A 16,285-nucleotide genomic window follows, 5' to 3' on the forward strand; every position below is an offset into this window, starting at 1 on the left:
TGGATTTAGCTTCATACAGGTCGGGATAACACTTGTATATAAGCAGTAATCAGAATAACTTGACTTGTAATATATTTTTATGGATTTTGCCTGATACAGGTAGGGAAAACACGTATATATAAGCAGTACGAGTAGTACTGACTCTAGCAATTAAGCACGAGTACTTGCTCACAGAGGAGATTGGCAAAAAGTTAAGACCATTGCAGCACTTTTTGGAACTAGGAGATGAAGAAGTAGCAGAAGTATTCAGAGTAACCCGTTTTTTCAGCGTGAGAGCCTAAGTGAGTGGGCAAGAATAAATTAAACTATGTTACGCAATGTAAAATTAATTAAATTGTCTCCTAGTAAAGGCTGAAGCAGCTTACCTTTCTCCTGACGGAGACGCTGCACGAACGGGTGACGCTCGTTCGCCGCTTGGCATCTCCCCTTCTCTACGAGACACTGCGCGAAGGGAGAAGACTCGCTAACGCTGCGAAGGAGCGTTAGTCGCTCATGGGGGAAACTCCCAGACGCTCTCTACGAGACGCTATGCCGCAGGCTTTACGCTGCGCTATCCGCTAAAGCGTTTCCCCTTCTCCCAAAGGAAGAGGCTAACGCCAAGGGAGAAGACTGCACCAACTCACTGTAAACCTTTAATTATTCACGCCCACTCACTTATTGAGTTTGGTGAGATGGTATATTTATTTCTGTCGGTCTGTATTAGTCAATTTGGTCTGCGATCGCACAGACACCAACAGAAAGACTTATATCGTAGCTTGCTGCGGATTATCCTCCTTTTCTAGCAACAAACTATCTACGTAATTAAAGTCTCTCAAATATATAAAACAGGGAGGTAAAAACATACTTGAACGTAGCCAATGAATTAGTTAAATCATGAAAATTTAAAATTATTTCATGAAAAAAATATAAATTCATTGAAAAAAATCTCTAAATAATCGTCAGATGGAATCCAAGGTATTTTATTATATGTATGGCTAGTAACTAATATTTAGGTTATTAGCACGAGCAACAAAGCCTTATGGCGACGCGATTTAATCAGAATTGATCGCGGCTTTCTGTGTCAAATTATTAACGAAAAAGGATAAATAAAACTTGGATTTGGGATGGAAAATAAAAATATCATCAAACCTTGATTTAGCCAAACAGGAATTGTTTAAATACGCATCATTTATAAACTTTAAAATATATAATTTTATTCCAAATCCAAAAAACAATGATATGATAATGAACGATATTTGATAAAACAACAGGTATTTTGAAATTGGAATTATTTTTTTTACTTGATGTCTACTATCTTCCCTCAAGCCAACGGCTGATACTGCCGAGACATCACTGGAGGTTGTGAACGGGATGATCGTTGACAACAGGCCGTGTGGCTCAACCTCTAAATGTGGTTACAGCTGGTAAGAGATTTCTTTTTAAACCACTCCCAATTATTTCTAGCCACCTGTGTACTAAAAATAATTCGCCAAAGCTGAAAAAACCATCTTTTTCGAGTAACAAATATCCCAGATGAACTGCGCAAACTAGTTTTTACTCTAAGTCGGCATAGTGCCATAATTAGGTGTAAACAGCTTGACGTTAGTTGCTATTAAGAGATGAGAAAAACTTCAGAGAACTGAAAGGCTTTGTAGAATAATTGCAACACAGTTGACTTTTGGGATATAAACCGCCGTTAAGCTGGACTTGGTGGTGTCTGTAATTTTCCGTTAGATGCAGAGACAGTTATAGTCACAACCACCAAATCTGCTTTTGTGCCAGAAAATATGCGAAAATGGTAGTTTGTGCTACCACCGATATCGTCGTTATCGCATACTAATATAGTCTGAAGTAAAGATAGCCTTCAGCCAGGTGTATACTACCTATTTTCACTCGATTAAAAATTGTGTAAACGTGCTATTCAATTGTCTGTAATATGAGTAACGACATAGATCTGATCAAACGTCTTGACCCCAGTGCGATGGATCAGATCATGCTTTATCTGGCTTTTAGTGCCATGCGGACGAGTGGGCACAGGCATGGGGCATTTTTGGATGCAGCCGCAACAGCAGCAAAGTGTGCAATTTACATGACCTATCTCGAGCAGGGACAAAACCTGCGAATGACAGGGCATTTGCACCACTTGGAGCCGAAACGGGTAAAAATTATTGTAGAAGAAGTCAGACAGGCGTTAACAGAAGGCAAACTGTTAAAAATGCTGGGTTCTCAGGAACCTCGCTATTTGATTCAATTGCCTTATGTCTGGCTAGAAAAGTATCCTTGGCAACCGGGGCGATCGCGCGTTCCTGGTAGCAGTTTAACAAGTGAAGAAAAAAGACAAATTGAGCAAAAACTGCCAAGTAATCTACCTGATGCCCAGTTAGTTAGCTCTTTTGAGTTTCTGGATTTGATTGAGTTTTTGCACAAGCGATCGCAAGAAGACTTGCCACCTGAACACCAAATGCCTTTGAGTGAAGCCTTGGGTGAGCATATCAAGCGCCGTCTGCTCTACTCAGGCACAGTAACACGCGTTGATTCTCCTTGGGGAATGCCCTTCTACGCTCTTACCCGTCCTTTTTATGCCCCAGCAGACGATCAAGAACGCACTTACATCATGGTGGAAGATACCGCTCGGTATTTCCGGATGATGAAAAATTGGGCAGAACGGCGACGAAATGCCATGCGCTTGCTGGAAGAACTTGATATCCTTCCAGAAAAAATGGAGCAGGCTATGGAAGAATTGGATGAAGTTATCCGTGCCTGGGCAGATAAATATCACCAAGACGGAGGTATTGCGGTGATTTTGCAGACGGCTTTTGGCGAAAGAGAAGACTAGTACCGCAAGTCAAAAGTTAAAAGTCAAAAGTCAAAAGTATTATGGAATGGGCTTTTTAGGGATTTTAAATGGTTGCTCTATTTCCGCCGTGACGTACTAGTACCCTGTGGTGTCAGTTTGCCTACCTTTAACAAGGGGCTTAATTAATTGTCTAGTTAATTAGATGGTAGCTGGATTTTTGCCAAGCTATAACTAGTACCGCTACGCAAAATTCAAAATTCAAAAAGCTTATAAAGTAAGCTTTTCACTGGTTTTATCCCTTGCTTAACGGGACTTAGACCAAAATTAAGCCCAAATCAAGCCCAAACTGGCGATATTTGCAGCAAACACGTCACGATGAAGGGTCAACCAATCGAAAAATCGACTCATACATAGCTGTTCTGAAGACTTCTAAAGCTTGAGTAAAAGTGTTCAAAGGTTTATTTGCCCACCTGCGCCTCAAACCATCTGTCATCTGTCTAAGTCCAGTTAAAAGTAGGGGTATGACTGGTCTATTTACACTATAAAACTCTACTAGTAGTACAAAAGTCACAAGCAGTTTTGTGACTTTTGTATTGTAAGTATTTAGTTTGCAGAATTTGTAAACAGAAGGCAATTATGACAACTTTTAGATGAATAGTGTCGCTCAAGTTATAGTGGGTGGGCATTATAATGCCCACCCTACAAAAAATTAATCTGTATTTTCAGTCAATTACAAAGCACTGTAATTTAATTAGTGCCAGGTTGCGTTGGAACAAGCGGTTGCGTTGGAACAAGCGGTTGCGTTGGAACAAGCGGTTGCGTTGGAACTGGGGTAGTCTCGAGACTTGGACTTGATTCCACAGGTATTAAAGTGGGTGGTGTAGACGAAGATGAAGCACCGATAACACTGTCACTAGCATTAATACAAGTATCCAATACCTGGGTAGGGGGAAGGTCGATTTGACTACGCAAGCCAACTACACACTGACCAAAACGCACGGGCAACAAACTGCGACCACAGTAATCTAAAGCTGCCGGATTAATTGCTTCCTTAGTACTTGAACTTACACCGACAACACAGGTAGCTAACTCCTCAGGACGCCGGGCCTTGCCACAAGAATAAAGAGCATCTGTGGCTGCAATTTGGGTCTGCTTTTCAATTTTAACCACACAAGCAGCCAAATCTTTTGGACGCAGTGCCTTTGCACAAGCTTCTGATGCCGCTTCTGCCGTTACACCCACCTTCAAAACGCGACCAGCACAGACACTATAATCATTGCTGTAGGAGGCAGCAACAGCCACATTAGGCAAGATCGTTGTCAACCATCCAGCTATAGCCAAAACTGGTACTATTAAAATCCTGGAGGTGGAACTAGCTTGTTTGTTCTTACCTTTGTTAACCACTTTTTTGCTCATTGACATTGCCATTCTCCAAACACCCAAGGTTATGCTAACTCAAATATTTTAAAAATCCTCTGCAATAAAAGAATTTCAGCGGGAGCAAGGTATAGACATAATTAATTATGCCGAAAATTGTGTTAGTATAACTGTTTGAAAGATAAGTAGGCGACGTAAAAAGTATTTCAGAGTAAGAATACTGCGTAAACCAATCTGATGATTGAGTAGCCTACGAAACTAAATAAACACAAAAAACTTATTGTCAGGAGTACGGCGGGGCACGTCGGAATTCAGGCTTGGCAGCTAGTGGTCGGCTCTACCGACTTAAAGCAACTGGCGCAAAAGTTGATGCCTCTACTTTGGTAGGATACGTCATACCAAGGCAAGCAGCCTCAAAGAACCAAGAATCTCTGATTTCTAATCAGTGGAATGTCAAAATGGAATGTTTGGGTAAAGTTTAAACAGGATTAGATTAAGGAAACTCATGTCCCGATATAGAGGGCCACGCCTCAGAATTGTCCGTCGCTTGGGCGACTTACCAGGATTGACTCGTAAAAGCGCCAGACGCGCTTACCCACCAGGGCAGCATGGTCAGAACCGCAAGAAGCGCTCTGAATATGCTATCCGTCTAGAGGAAAAGCAAAAGCTCCGCTTCAATTACGGTTTAACTGAAAAGCAATTGCTGCGCTATGTGCGGAAAGCCAGACGTGTTACTGGTTCTACCGGACAAGTGCTGCTGCAATTGCTAGAAATGCGCTTGGATAATACCGTTTTCCGCTTGGGTATAGCCCCGACTATTCCATCTGCTCGTCAACTGGTAAATCACGGTCACGTGACTGTTAATGGTCGTGTGGTTAATATTGCCAGCTACCAATGCCGTCCTGGCGAAGTAATTGCGGTCAGGGATCGGGCACAATCACGGAAGTTGGTGGAAGCTAACTTGCAATATCCCGGTTTGGCCAACCTCCCCAGTCATTTGGAGTTTGACAAAAATAAGTTGGTTGGTAAAGTCAACAGCATTGTTGAGCGAGAATGGGTGGCACTACAGGTTAATGAACTACTTGTGGTGGAATACTACTCACGACAAGCTTAGAGAGACGCGATTAATCGCGTCTGTACAGGAGTTATGAGTTATGAGTTGAAAGACGATAATTCCTAACTCCTCACTTCTAACTCCTAACTCCTAACTATTTTTATCCACCAATTTGCGACATGGTGCGGGTATATGTACCTGAAATGCCAGAATCGCGCTCTTTAAAGTTAATTTCTGGCTTGATTCCGAGTAAATGCCTCACCTGCTCTTGTAATTGAGCGGTGCTGATACCAGAACGCAGAGCAGTTTTTAAATCTATTTGACCAGTTTCATTCAATAAACAGGGACGCAGCCAGCCATCAGCACTCAGGCGCATCCGGTTACAACGATCGCAAAAACATTCTGACATCTGACTAATAAATCCCAGTGTCCCCTTCGCACCAGGAATTTGAAAGACATCAGCAGGGCCAGCGCCACGAACTTGGGATTCTGTCAAGCCCCAGCGATCGCAGATACGTTGTCGTAACTCGGCTGAAGATACCCAACCGCGATCGCCAAATAAATCAAAATTGCCAATAGGCATAAATTCAATAAATCGAACGTGCCACTGTTTGTCAATTGTCAAGGCGGCTAAATCTAGAACTTCGTGGTCGTTGACGCCAGGAATCACCACTACATTCAGCTTCAGGGGGTCGAATCCGACGTGATGGGCAGCTTGAATGCCATGCCAAACTTGTTGCCAACGAGAACGACCCTGATTACCGATAATTTGGTCAAAAATGTCGGAATCAAGAGAGTCCAGACTAATATTAATTCGTCGCAGACCAGCATTGTAGAGGTTTTGCGCCATCGGAGCCAGTAAAAACCCGTTGGTGGTCATTGAGAGGTCTTGAGTTTGGGGGAGAGTTGCGATCGCATTTACCAAATCTACCACACGCGGACGTAATAAGGGTTCACCCCCAGTCAAACGAAACCGATTAAAGCCTACTGGAATAAATACCTCTTGAATTAAAGTGAGCAACTCCTCATCAGTCAATAGCTGTTGCTTGAGAATATAGTCCAGTTCTACTCCCTCTGGCATACAGTATTGACAACGAAAATTGCAGCGATCAATTAAGCTAATGCGGAGGTAGTCTACCTGGTTCATCGTTTTATTTTTATTGTCTCTGATCAATTAAAGACTTGACAGAGGTCATTTACCCTTTTCTACTATTTTGTTGTAATTCTAAATACCGTACTCCCCCTTAAGTGATAGTCCACAGATTGTGGCATAATAAGCCGATCGCATCCACTAGTTAGTCATCAATCGTGCAAGACACCGACTCCATCAATGACCTTGCTGCTGCCTTACAACAGCCAGTAGATATCAGCTTTGAACTGCCCGATCCAGAAGATGAACAGATTTTAGAGTCAGATTTTCAACAGCAGCTAGAAATAGCTTGGCAGGTATGCGATCGCTTTGATTTGCAAACTGAAATCTGGCGGGGGCGAATTTTACGGGCTATCCGCGACAGAGAGAAAGTGGGTGGTGACGGACGTGGTACAGGCTTTCTGCGATGGCTAAAAGAGCGAGAAATCAGCAAAAGTCAAGCTTATGCCTGGATTCAACTAGCGAATAGTGCCGATACTCTCATCGAAGACGGTAAACTTGATCCCGGATCTGTGAACAACTTCAGCAAACGGGCTTTTGTCGAAACCTCCAAAGCAGTCCCAGAAGTACAACAGATGGTGAGTGAAGCCGCACAAAAAGGCGATCGCATCACTAGGCGCGAAGTGCGTCAACTCAGCGATGAATGGACAGCTATGTCCTCAGATTTATTACCTGAAGCAGTCAAGGAAAAAGCCGCAGATAACACCCTTCCTCCACGCTACATCGCCCCACTGGTGAAGGAAATGGAAAAACTGCCAGAATCGCACCAAAAGTTTATCCAAAAGGAAATTGCTGCTAACCCTGATGTGGACACCCTCAAACAGGTAACTAACGAAGCGCGTAACTTGGCGAAATATCTCAAAGGGGCGGCTCAAGTTCAGGCGCTAACGCAGGAAGATGTTGATATTGAAACAGCCTTAGAAGAAGCCCAAAGAGTTGGCTGTTTGAGCATTGCTGCTGATTTGGTAAATCAAGCATCGCAAATTGAACAAACGATCGCTAAACTCTACATGACTTGGAAACGGATTGGTAATTTAGCAGATCGATTATATGTGGATACTGGCGCAAGTACACCCAACTTGCGATCGCTCCTCACTTGCTTGGAACCTCTGGGTGGTGAAATCATGGAATTGCAACTTAGTGGTGCGACTGAACACACTATTCGTTTGCAAATTCAGGAGACGAGTTAAGGAGTGGGGAGTTAGGAGTTAGGAGTTAGAAATTATTCTCCTCCTGCTCTCCTCTTTTCCTTCACTGGGGATAAGTTTGGGTTTGTGGGTCATCTAATATGACATTCACTCATAGTCTGGCTGATCAAAAAGCGCATCTAAATCACGATAGCCACTAACCACTCGCAGAACTTCAATTCCAGTTTCAATTGGGCGATCAAATATTAAATAATCATCAACTGGAAAGCTCCGCAATGAAGGTAAAAGCTCAGACCGCTTAGAGGATGTCTGAGAAGTATCAAATATTTGTTGATCCCCCCTAACCCCCCTTAAAAAAGGGTGAATAAGAGTCTCAAAGTCCCCCTTAAAAAGGGGGATTTAGGGGGATCTCCAAGGGTTAGGTGTATACAAAAAAACTTTTCAGATATCCTCTTATGCCCCTGACTGGGAAACATTGCTAAATTATTACACTTACCGTTAATTTTATTGAGAAATCTATCAGCTGCATCCAAACCACTGCTATCAGCAATAAAATCGATAATACTCTCAATATCTCGACTAGCTGAAACAGTAAAAGAGCAAATATTACTCATTAACTAGCCTGTTCCCGACGCTGCTGTAGCTTCTGTTGCAGTTGCTGGAAAACTGTTTCACCATCAACAACCTCACCTCGTTCGGAAGCTTCAACACCAATCATAATTGAGCGTTGTAACTCCTAAAATCGCCCCTTATAAATATTTTCTCCTACTTCTAATAGCTTGATAGCTGCTAAAATCACTTCTTCGGACGAGGAGTATTTACCGCTTTCAACCTGACTTTGGATAAACCGCTCAAGCTCTGGAGTTAATGATACATTCATTAATGTTTACCATAATTTTTGCTAAAGGTATTCTTATTCTATCCATCAGACGAAGTAGAGAATAGGCAATGGGCGATGCCTACGCAATTTATCTTTCAGCCTTTGGAATTGCTGAGTGTAAGGCACGGAGAGCGTTGTTAACAGCTTCTGATGTTTTGAATATCTCAGCGACATCAGCATCTAGGGTAACTCTCAAAGGAGCTTTTTCTTGCTGACTGGCGAAACGGTTGGGCAAGGCTTTGCGATAGTCAAAGTTCTACTCTGGAAGCAAGTCATCATCTGCGTTGTTGTAGAATTCAGAAGCCTATGAATTCTTCATAATCTCATGGCATCACAACTTGTAGAGAGTAATTGCGATCGCAATTACTGCAAAGTTACGAAAACTGAACGTTACATATACAAAATAAAAGCGGTTTTATCACCATAATGTGAAAAATACCGCTTATACTCTTTTAATTATTATTTGATATCTGGGTTACAGCTTAGAGTTAACCACAAACCATACCTTGATTAGTAATAATACAACCAGCGATTATAATTTCGTTGCTTGGAATTGTTTTTAGGAACCTTTTAGTTTCCTTTTCCTCAACAGTATCTTTGCCTTCAGTTTTAGTTTTATTATTGTCGATACTGTAATTAGCATTACTGGTTTGCTCTCCTGATGATGTATTGTAGTTTTCAGGTAGAGTAGTGACTTGGTTCATTACAGCAATAGCAGAGTTTCCAGAAATAACTACTAAACCTGCTATTACCAATCCTAAACCTTTAACTTTGCCCAAAATATTATTCATATTTGAATTGCTCCTTTTTTCCAAGAATTAATAGTGACTTAACCAGGTGTCACTATACCTAATAAACTGATCATTCACCATAATAAATAAAAATCTGTTATTCTATAATTTTCGACTTACAAAACTTAATTTTTTCTTAAAGATGATTCATAAAGAGAATCTCACGATATCTCAAATTCTAATGAGCAGTGCAAAATGTAGGCATGAGTGAGAAATTATGGGGCGTTGCAGTGGGTACTTGAGCAACCAGAACCACATTTCCATTGGCATCTATAATCCACCCTTGAGCTTCTACAATTTGAGTAGGTTCATTCACAGAATTAACTTTCTGTGATTTTTCTTTTGTGTTTCGCTGTGCTTGAACAACCGCTCTTTTCTGAATACCGCCAGCACGATTCTGACTCTCTGGCTTGAGTGTGATCCAATCTGCCAGTACTGCATCATCAGCCATCAATGGCTGCGTGGGATCGGCTACTAATCCTCCACGCCCAGTCTTAATAAATGAACCCCTTCCTATTTTTCCACCAGAATTACAATTAGCAGCTATTTGCTGGGAAGCATCAACTACATTTACGGGCAATTCCACTAATCCCTTACTGGGGTCAGCATCTGGTGAGATGATTTGTACTGTGCCGTTTAATGTAGGGTTTTGCTGAGAAAATGCGGTGATGTCACTTGTTAGCAACCTACTTGGGTCTAGTGGCTCTTTAGGATTCAACAGCCTCTCCAAGTCTGTACGGGTACGCTGCACAAAACCAAAAATGTTCTTGGCGGTGATTGTGATTTTACCACCAGAGCCAAAGTTGGCGTTGGCGGTGATATCATTATTTTCTAAGGGAGGGGTGACAACAAAGCCATTAGGTACATTGATGGTGATTTTACCGCCATCTCCATTAGCTCCTGCATTAGTGGATATTTGACTATTGTGGCGCATTAGTAATAAGTTTTGCAACTGTAGCTTAATATCCCCACCTTCACCTGACTCACTATTAGATGTGAGTATTCCTTTGTCTAAAAGTATGGAAGGAGTGGTTATATTGAGTTCACCTGCTTTCCCTAAATTGGGTACACCCTCTTGGTAGTTCACATCCTTTCGAGCTTCACTGCTCACATTGATTTCAGCCCCATTGCGGACAATCAATTGCCCTGTTGTGATATCTAAATTTCCAGCAGAGCCAGAACCTCTAGTTAAAGCAGATAAGCTACTGGGCTTAGAACCATTTGGTGAGGTTCCAATTAATTCTATGGACTCAGAGGCGTTCACAGTCAACTTTCCTCCTTGCCCCGTAGCGGGTTTAAATTTGTTCTCAGCAAATAGAAGTCGTCCGTCAGACTGTGTTGACACCTGTGCCCCTTCCTGGAGAGTTAATTTTCGAGTGTTAATCGTGATGTTACCAGCATTTCCCACATCATAAGTTATGCTCAACAATCCGCTAGGTATAAAATTACCAATTGGTGAAGAAGAGCTTGGAAAGGATAAACCACCGATTAATTCGACAGAATCTGAGGCGTTCACGGTCAATTGTGCCACTGAATCGGAGACAGAATTATCAAGAAACACTTGTGCTCCATTACTGACAATCAACTTCCTAGTGTTGATCGTTAACTTTCCAGCGTCTCCTCCACCAAAAATCCCAACCGTCAAAGGTCTACCACCGATTAGTTCTACAGTATCTGAGGCAGTAACCGTCAAATTTACTGCTAGTTGCGTACTCAGGCTGTTAGCCAAAATCTGTGAAGAACCAGTTAAGAGCACGCGCCTGCCTTGCACCAGGATATTACCTCCACCCTCGCCACTGACATCTACATAAGAAGGGATTTCAGTTCGCGAAATTAGGTTGATGTCCTGGAAATTTTTTACACTTTCGTATCCTAAGTCCCAACCTTGGTCTATTTGGTTCATTGTAACCAGACTATTAAGAGCAACACTTCCTAGCTCTATTCGTCCACCCTTTGCTGTTAAATTTCCTCCCTCCAAAACAAGATCACCGCCTACAAGTGCCAAGGTTTTACCTGGCTTTACCTGTAAACCAACAGGCGCACTCTGGTAATTGATTGCGCCATCTAGACTTGCTTGGGATTTATTGCGGATGGTTCCTGGTGTAGCTCCAAATTGTAAGCCAACGGGAACACTGACTGTCAGAAGGGGTGTAATTTGGGGATCTGTGGCGCTAAATTTAGTACCATCGGCAAAGTTTAGGCTACTCGCCGTACTTGCTACGAATGAACCGCCGATGTTTAAAGAAGCATGGGGTCCAAAAATAATCCCGTTGGGATTAATTAGAAAGAGGTTGGCTTTGTCGTTAGCTCGAAGTATACCATCAATATTAGAAATAGACTTGCCCGTTACGCGGGTAATGATGTTATCAATATTTGCTGCATTGTTAAAGTAGGCTGTTCTGCCAGTAAGAACAGAAAACTGTTCAAAACTGTGGAACAAGTTTGTACCACGAGTTGCCCCACCATCAATCTGGTCAGTAGGTTGACCATTAATCAGCCTGGGTGTAACTATTGAACTGTTAGTTCCGAGAGTGCCATCCTCTTTAATCTCTTTAGTCTGTGCGAAGGCACAACACTCAGATAAGGCGAATGTTCCAGTAATTGCTAAAAAACTCATTAGACTTAACTGCCAGCACCAAATGCTACTGTTTTGAGCCATAACAAAATTTGCACCTTAGAAAGAATAGTTTAGTAGTGAAATCCTGCTGATTAATTCTTGAAACCAATGCTTGTGTAACGTGAACTATATAGCCTAGCTAATCAGTGAATAAATTAGCATTTTCATACTCACTATAGAAGCTCTCGCTAGCAAGATAAGTGATATTACTTAGTAGTATAAATCTTGAAGATAGCGAAGTAGCAGGCAAGAGTTTTACTGTCACAATTTCACTAGCATTGTTCACTGTTGCAAAATTGGTTATGAAAATTCTTTGCCTTGCTTACCTTCACTAGCATCACTATATGGGAGTTTAGCTATATCTAAGCTACCCAGCAGCCACCAGGATAGCCAGGTACTGGGCAAGGGTTACAAAAACCGCCTAAAGAAAGTGTTCTAAAGGTTGTGTTTTGTTCTTTAATTGTTTGCAATAATTTATTGGCTTGCTGATTATTAACAGTATTACTAACTTCGATTTTAGTTAAATCGAGTAAGCATTGAACTTTTAAAATGTCTTTTCCTGATATGCCATATTTTTCAAGCGTTTCGCCGAAATTAGAGTTCTTCAGTATGTTAATCAATTCGTTCTTAATCTCGTCTTCTAACTGCTGTAATGTATGAGGAACTATGACTGTTGGCTGTGAAGTGTGAGATTCCATGACTTTTGCTCTCCTTGCAGATTGGTAAATATGTGAACTTATCTTGTGATGTACTAAATTAACGTGATTTTAATGAGTACATTCTGGCAACAAAGGAATCAATAATACAGAGTTTAGAGTGGTACGAAAGCATTAAGTTTCTAAAGCTCTTGCGAACATCCCATAATTATGACTTCAGCTTGGCTAGTAACAATTACGTATTGCGTAACAAAACTTCATATATTTCAGTTGGATTTTCTTAAAGTATTCATGAATCTGGCTACTGACCGTTGCTTACTCAAGAGGATTGAGTAATTGATACCTTCTCAACTCTCACACTCTGCTTACAGTTTGGATAAGCGTACAGGCTGAAGCTTTACCATTACTAAGTTTTATCTTTCTCATTCCACCAAAAAATCAAATATGTTTTTTGTGTGGGTGTTGAGGATGATGGAATTTGCGATACCTTTTCTGCAGAACACTACGTGTAGCTTGCTTCCCCGTAGGAGTACGGTGGGCTACGCCAACGCACCAACAACTTAGTTTTAGTACAAAGGGCGATCGCTTGTATAAAGGTCATAGCAAAGAAGCGATCGCACTGACACTTAGTTTATTACAAGCGGCGATCGCTTGTGTGAAGGTGATTGTGAATCAGCGATCGCACTGACAGCATAGTTTAGTAGAAAAGGCGAACGCTTGTATGAAGGTGATTGCGAATCAGCGATACCTTTCCTACGAAACGCTACACAAATATATTTTTTTAGTATTATTCTCTCCTTTAGTCCACAGCAAATCCTGATAATTGGCGCATTTTTGGAGTATGAAAACCGATCACAATATCTTGTTTATCTATACCCATTTCTATCAGTTCTAAAGCTATATCCGCCTCTGTTGTATTTTGTTGAATCCAAATTTTATTATTCTTGATATCTATGTGCATTATTGGGCCATAAATCCGCTTTTGATTGTTCCATCCAATGCTAATAATTTGATAATGGTCATGTTCTGTATCAAAAATTTGTTCGACTTCTACATCTCAGTGACTAGGCTTGTACTGGAGATATTTAGTTAACATCTGCCTAACTTTTATCCGATATCATTTAATTTGTCATTGTTCTATTCTCTCTGTTTCCACATTATAAATAATCAGCTTTAATTTATTTTCATTAACTACAGTTTGAATAAAAGACAAGTTAAAAAGAGTAAAAGAGTCATTATAAGTTGCCAATGATACAGCTAAATACAAGGTTCTATTTGGCTCTTCGGCACGCAATGCTGTCTGATAATTAATAAATTGTCCTAGCGCCATGTGAAATTCGGAAATTTTTGAGGCACTAACAAAATTTTTGATTTCAACTGCTATTTTTTCTCCTGCTTTTTCCGCAGCCATAAGAGGATGTTTTAAAAGTCCTCTTGTCTGTAGCAAAACGTTCTAGATCCTCCTAAATCCCCCTTAAAAAGGGGGACTTTGATTCCGGTTCCCCCCTTTTTAAGGGGGGTTAGGGGGGATCAATAAGTATCTAAGTCACAGCAAAACACTTTTAAAACATCCTCTAAGTCGCTCTGCACCTAAATCAATCTGAATATCAACCCCACCACACCGAATATTGAGCGGATCATTTGTCACTACCCAACCCTCTTTCTCTAGTGCAGACCTCACAATATTGTGGAATAAATCACGAGCCATAGTTTTACAGCGCAGTCACACTAACCGACTCTTGCGTTGCTTTTAATACTGCTCAACATTTAGAGTGGTGTCATTCGTCAGTAAAACATTTAAATATAGATTTAAACTTGGTTTGGTACTGACTATCGACTCCAGCACATAAACCCTTTAGATATAGACTTTGCTTAGATTATCCGTTTACCTACAAAATAATACAATACTACAAGACAAAATAGCGATCGCTTGTATAAAGGTAATTGCAAAATTAGCGCTACTAATTCTTAATTCCCGTCGCAGCAATACCCTGAATAAACTGACGCTGACCGATGAGAAATAATACCATCACTGGAACTGTCGCTATAGTCACCGCCGCCATCATCAAGGGCCAATTATTCGTAAATTGCTCTTGAAACTCAGCCAACGCCAGCTGCACCGTTCTTAATTCGGGACGTGTTGTAAACACTAAAGGCTTAAACAAATCATTCCATTCGCCGATGAAGGTGAACAAGAACAGCGTCAGCAACGCCGGACGAGCTAAAGGTAACATTACCCGCCACAAAATTTGCAGTCGGTTCGCCCCATCTATAGCTGCGGCTTCCTCTAACTCCACGGGAATTGTCTGGAAATACTGACGTAACAAGAAAATGCCAAAGCCGTTGACAGCAGTGGGTAAAATCAGCGCCCCATAGGTATTTATCAAGTGTCCCCACTTCAAAACCAAAAAGATCGGAATCACCAATAACTGAAAGGGAATCACCAAAGTTGCTAAAACCACCAATAGCAGTGCTTGGCGTCCCTGAAACTTCAGCCGTGCTAAGGCGTAACCAGCCAAAGCAGAAGTGACAATCTGAAACGCCGTCACAGCGATCGCTACCAAGGTAGAATTAGCAAACGCCAGCAAAAATTTTCCCCGTTGCCATGCAATCTGGTAATTAGCTAAAGACCAGTTATTTTTGAACAAATTTTCCGGGCTGGCGGCCGTCGCTGCAAAGGAGGTGAGAAAGACCACAAATAGAGGTAGTAGAACGATAAATGCCCCTAGCAGTAAGACTACTAGGCTCAAAAAATCGCCAGATTTCAGATTCGGGTTTAGTTTGGACATGACTTGAACTGCAAAGCATTTGTTTCGCTAGTACTAGAGCATTGCCCCTAGCAACAATTAATCTATAAACATAGTCTACTTGTTAAGTTAAGTTAAATAAACCACAGTGATTGTTACCCTCAGCTCATAGGGTAAATTAAATCCTGGTATCAAATAATTCAAATTTACAGGAGTAAACATACCATGCAGCAGCTAGCAGACCAATCTAAAGAATTAGATTTCAAGAGCGAAACATACAAAGATGCTTATAGCCGGATTAATGCGATCGTGATTGAAGGGGAACAAGAAGCCCATGAAAATTACATCACACTAGCCCAACTGCTGCCAGAATCTCATGATGAATTGATTCGCCTATCCAAGATGGAAAGTCGCCATAAAAAAGGATTTGAAGCTTGTGGACGCAATTTGCAAGTAACACCAGATTTACAATTTGCCAAGGAGTTTTTCTCTGGACTACACCAAAATTTCCAAACAGCGGCGGTGGAAGGGAAGGTCGTCACTTGTCTGTTGATTCAGTCTTTGATTATTGAATGTTTTGCGATCGCAGCATACAACATTTACATCCCCGTAGCTGACGCTTTTGCCCGCAAAATCACGGAGGGAGTAGTAAAAGAAGAATATAGCCACCTCAACTTTGGAGAAGTTTGGTTGAAAGAACATTTTACAGAATCCAAAGCTGAACTAGAACAAGCAAATCGCCAGAACCTGCCCATCGTCTGGAGAATGCTGAACAAAGTAGAAGGTGATGCCCACACAATGGCCATGGAAAAAGATGCTTTGGTAGAAGATTTTATGATTCAGTACGGTGAAGCATTAAGTAATATCGGTTTCACGACTCGCGATATTATGCGCTTGTCAGCCTATGGACTCATAGCCGCTTAAAAAATTGCTGAGTAACTAGTGCTGAGGAGCCAGTGCGTTGGGGAGGCAGTGCATCTTTGCGGTTTCCCGACTTGTACCGCTAAAGCGGAACCCGTAGGGTAGTAACTGCCGTCGGCTCTGCCGACTTAATACACTGGCGTTGCTGAATAGTTCAAATTTAAATTC

19 protein-coding genes and 1 pseudogene are annotated in these 16,285 nt (G+C 41.5%); 6 read left to right on the forward strand and 14 right to left on the reverse strand.

The window, feature by feature from the left end; all coding sequences use genetic code 11:
• Positions 1-1,915: 1,915 nt before the first annotated feature.
• Positions 1,916-2,815 (forward strand): heterocyst differentiation master regulator HetR, encoded by a 900-nt coding sequence (gene hetR / locus V7K48_RS29390; RefSeq protein ID WP_335077957.1) that lies wholly within the window; start codon positions 1,916-1,918, stop codon positions 2,813-2,815.
• Positions 2,816-3,100: 285 nt separating this feature from the next.
• Here hetR and V7K48_RS29395 read toward each other — a convergent pair.
• Both V7K48_RS29395 and V7K48_RS29400 read right to left on the reverse strand, forming a co-directional pair.
• A pseudogene (locus V7K48_RS29395) lies at positions 3,101-3,272 on the reverse strand (IS701 family transposase); the annotation flags it as partial.
• Positions 3,273-3,523: 251 nt separating this feature from the next.
• Entirely contained in the window at positions 3,524-4,198 is a 675-nt protein-coding gene (locus tag V7K48_RS29400) for a hypothetical protein (protein WP_335077959.1), read from the reverse strand.
• Between the two features lie 272 nt (positions 4,199-4,470).
• On the opposite strand from V7K48_RS29400, the gene V7K48_RS29405 reads away from it, so the two are divergent.
• Both V7K48_RS29405 and rpsD read left to right on the forward strand, forming a co-directional pair.
• On the forward strand, positions 4,471-4,635 hold the full coding sequence (locus V7K48_RS29405) for a hypothetical protein (RefSeq protein ID WP_335077961.1): 165 nt from the start codon (positions 4,471-4,473) through the stop codon (positions 4,633-4,635).
• A gap of 23 nt (positions 4,636-4,658) precedes the next feature.
• The gene (gene rpsD / locus V7K48_RS29410; RefSeq protein WP_334978133.1) at positions 4,659-5,267 is read left to right on the forward strand and encodes a 30S ribosomal protein S4; all 609 of its coding nucleotides are present in this window, start codon (positions 4,659-4,661) and stop codon (positions 5,265-5,267) included.
• A 100-nt stretch (positions 5,268-5,367) separates the two neighbouring features.
• On the opposite strand, the gene moaA is transcribed toward rpsD, so the two are convergent.
• Positions 5,368-6,354 (reverse strand): GTP 3',8-cyclase MoaA, encoded by a 987-nt coding sequence (moaA, locus tag V7K48_RS29415; protein ID WP_335077963.1) that lies wholly within the window; start codon positions 6,352-6,354, stop codon positions 5,368-5,370.
• A gap of 161 nt (positions 6,355-6,515) precedes the next feature.
• On the opposite strand from moaA, the gene V7K48_RS29420 reads away from it, so the two are divergent.
• Positions 6,516-7,547: a hypothetical protein gene (locus V7K48_RS29420; RefSeq protein ID WP_335077965.1), complete on the forward strand. Its 1,032-nt coding sequence runs from the start codon at positions 6,516-6,518 to the stop codon at positions 7,545-7,547.
• Positions 7,548-7,652: 105 nt separating this feature from the next.
• Here the strand turns inward: V7K48_RS29420 and V7K48_RS29425 are convergent, their stop codons facing one another.
• The 7 genes from V7K48_RS29425 to V7K48_RS29455 all read right to left on the reverse strand — a co-directional run bounded on the left by V7K48_RS29425 (position 7,653) and on the right by V7K48_RS29455 (position 12,491).
• On the reverse strand, positions 7,653-7,781 hold the full coding sequence (locus V7K48_RS29425) for a hypothetical protein (RefSeq protein WP_335077967.1): 129 nt from the start codon (positions 7,779-7,781) through the stop codon (positions 7,653-7,655).
• Between the two features lie 74 nt (positions 7,782-7,855).
• Positions 7,856-8,119 carry a type II toxin-antitoxin system RelE/ParE family toxin gene (locus V7K48_RS29430; RefSeq protein ID WP_335077969.1) on the reverse strand — a complete coding sequence of 88 codons (264 nt, stop codon included), beginning with the start codon at positions 8,117-8,119 and terminating at the stop codon, positions 7,856-7,858.
• A gap of 122 nt (positions 8,120-8,241) precedes the next feature.
• Complete coding sequence (locus tag V7K48_RS29435; RefSeq protein WP_335077971.1) at positions 8,242-8,385, reverse strand: type II toxin-antitoxin system ParD family antitoxin; 144 nt, start codon at positions 8,383-8,385, stop codon at positions 8,242-8,244.
• An 88-nt stretch (positions 8,386-8,473) separates the two neighbouring features.
• Positions 8,474-8,620: a hypothetical protein gene (locus tag V7K48_RS29440; protein WP_335077974.1), complete on the reverse strand. Its 147-nt coding sequence runs from the start codon at positions 8,618-8,620 to the stop codon at positions 8,474-8,476.
• 253 nt (positions 8,621-8,873) lie between these two features.
• Positions 8,874-9,176, reverse strand: coding sequence for a hypothetical protein (locus V7K48_RS29445; protein ID WP_335077976.1), 303 nt, complete (start codon positions 9,174-9,176; stop codon positions 8,874-8,876).
• Between the two features lie 178 nt (positions 9,177-9,354).
• A complete protein-coding gene (locus V7K48_RS29450; protein ID WP_335077978.1) occupies positions 9,355-11,835 on the reverse strand; it encodes a filamentous hemagglutinin N-terminal domain-containing protein in 2,481 nt (826 codons plus the stop codon).
• A gap of 320 nt (positions 11,836-12,155) precedes the next feature.
• Positions 12,156-12,491, reverse strand: a complete 336-nt coding sequence (locus tag V7K48_RS29455) for a hypothetical protein (RefSeq protein ID WP_335077980.1) — start codon at positions 12,489-12,491, stop codon at positions 12,156-12,158.
• Positions 12,492-12,927: 436 nt separating this feature from the next.
• Here V7K48_RS29455 and V7K48_RS29460 point away from each other — a divergent pair, with 436 nt between their 5' ends.
• Complete coding sequence (locus tag V7K48_RS29460) at positions 12,928-13,137, forward strand: hypothetical protein (protein ID WP_335077983.1); 210 nt, start codon at positions 12,928-12,930, stop codon at positions 13,135-13,137.
• Between the two features lie 111 nt (positions 13,138-13,248).
• Here V7K48_RS29460 and V7K48_RS29465 read toward each other — a convergent pair whose 3' ends face one another.
• The 4 genes from V7K48_RS29465 to V7K48_RS29480 form a co-directional block, all read right to left on the reverse strand.
• The gene (locus tag V7K48_RS29465; RefSeq protein WP_442949491.1) at positions 13,249-13,488 is read right to left on the reverse strand and encodes a XisI protein; all 240 of its coding nucleotides are present in this window, start codon (positions 13,486-13,488) and stop codon (positions 13,249-13,251) included.
• 90 nt (positions 13,489-13,578) lie between these two features.
• The gene (locus V7K48_RS29470) at positions 13,579-13,860 is read right to left on the reverse strand and encodes an element excision factor XisH family protein (RefSeq protein WP_442949487.1); all 282 of its coding nucleotides are present in this window, start codon (positions 13,858-13,860) and stop codon (positions 13,579-13,581) included.
• Between the two features lie 135 nt (positions 13,861-13,995).
• Complete coding sequence (locus V7K48_RS29475; RefSeq protein WP_442949488.1) at positions 13,996-14,157, reverse strand: element excision factor XisH family protein; 162 nt, start codon at positions 14,155-14,157, stop codon at positions 13,996-13,998.
• 253 nt (positions 14,158-14,410) lie between these two features.
• Entirely contained in the window at positions 14,411-15,238 is an 828-nt protein-coding gene (locus tag V7K48_RS29480; RefSeq protein ID WP_335077985.1) for a carbohydrate ABC transporter permease, read from the reverse strand.
• Between the two features lie 183 nt (positions 15,239-15,421).
• Here V7K48_RS29480 and V7K48_RS29485 point away from each other — a divergent pair, with 183 nt between their 5' ends.
• On the forward strand, positions 15,422-16,120 hold the full coding sequence (locus tag V7K48_RS29485; protein WP_335077987.1) for an aldehyde oxygenase (deformylating): 699 nt from the start codon (positions 15,422-15,424) through the stop codon (positions 16,118-16,120).
• Positions 16,121-16,285 lie beyond the last annotated feature (165 nt).

This window comes from Nostoc sp. (genome assembly GCF_036919615.1).
In the GTDB taxonomy this organism is placed as follows: domain Bacteria; phylum Cyanobacteriota; class Cyanobacteriia; order Cyanobacteriales; family Nostocaceae; genus Nostoc.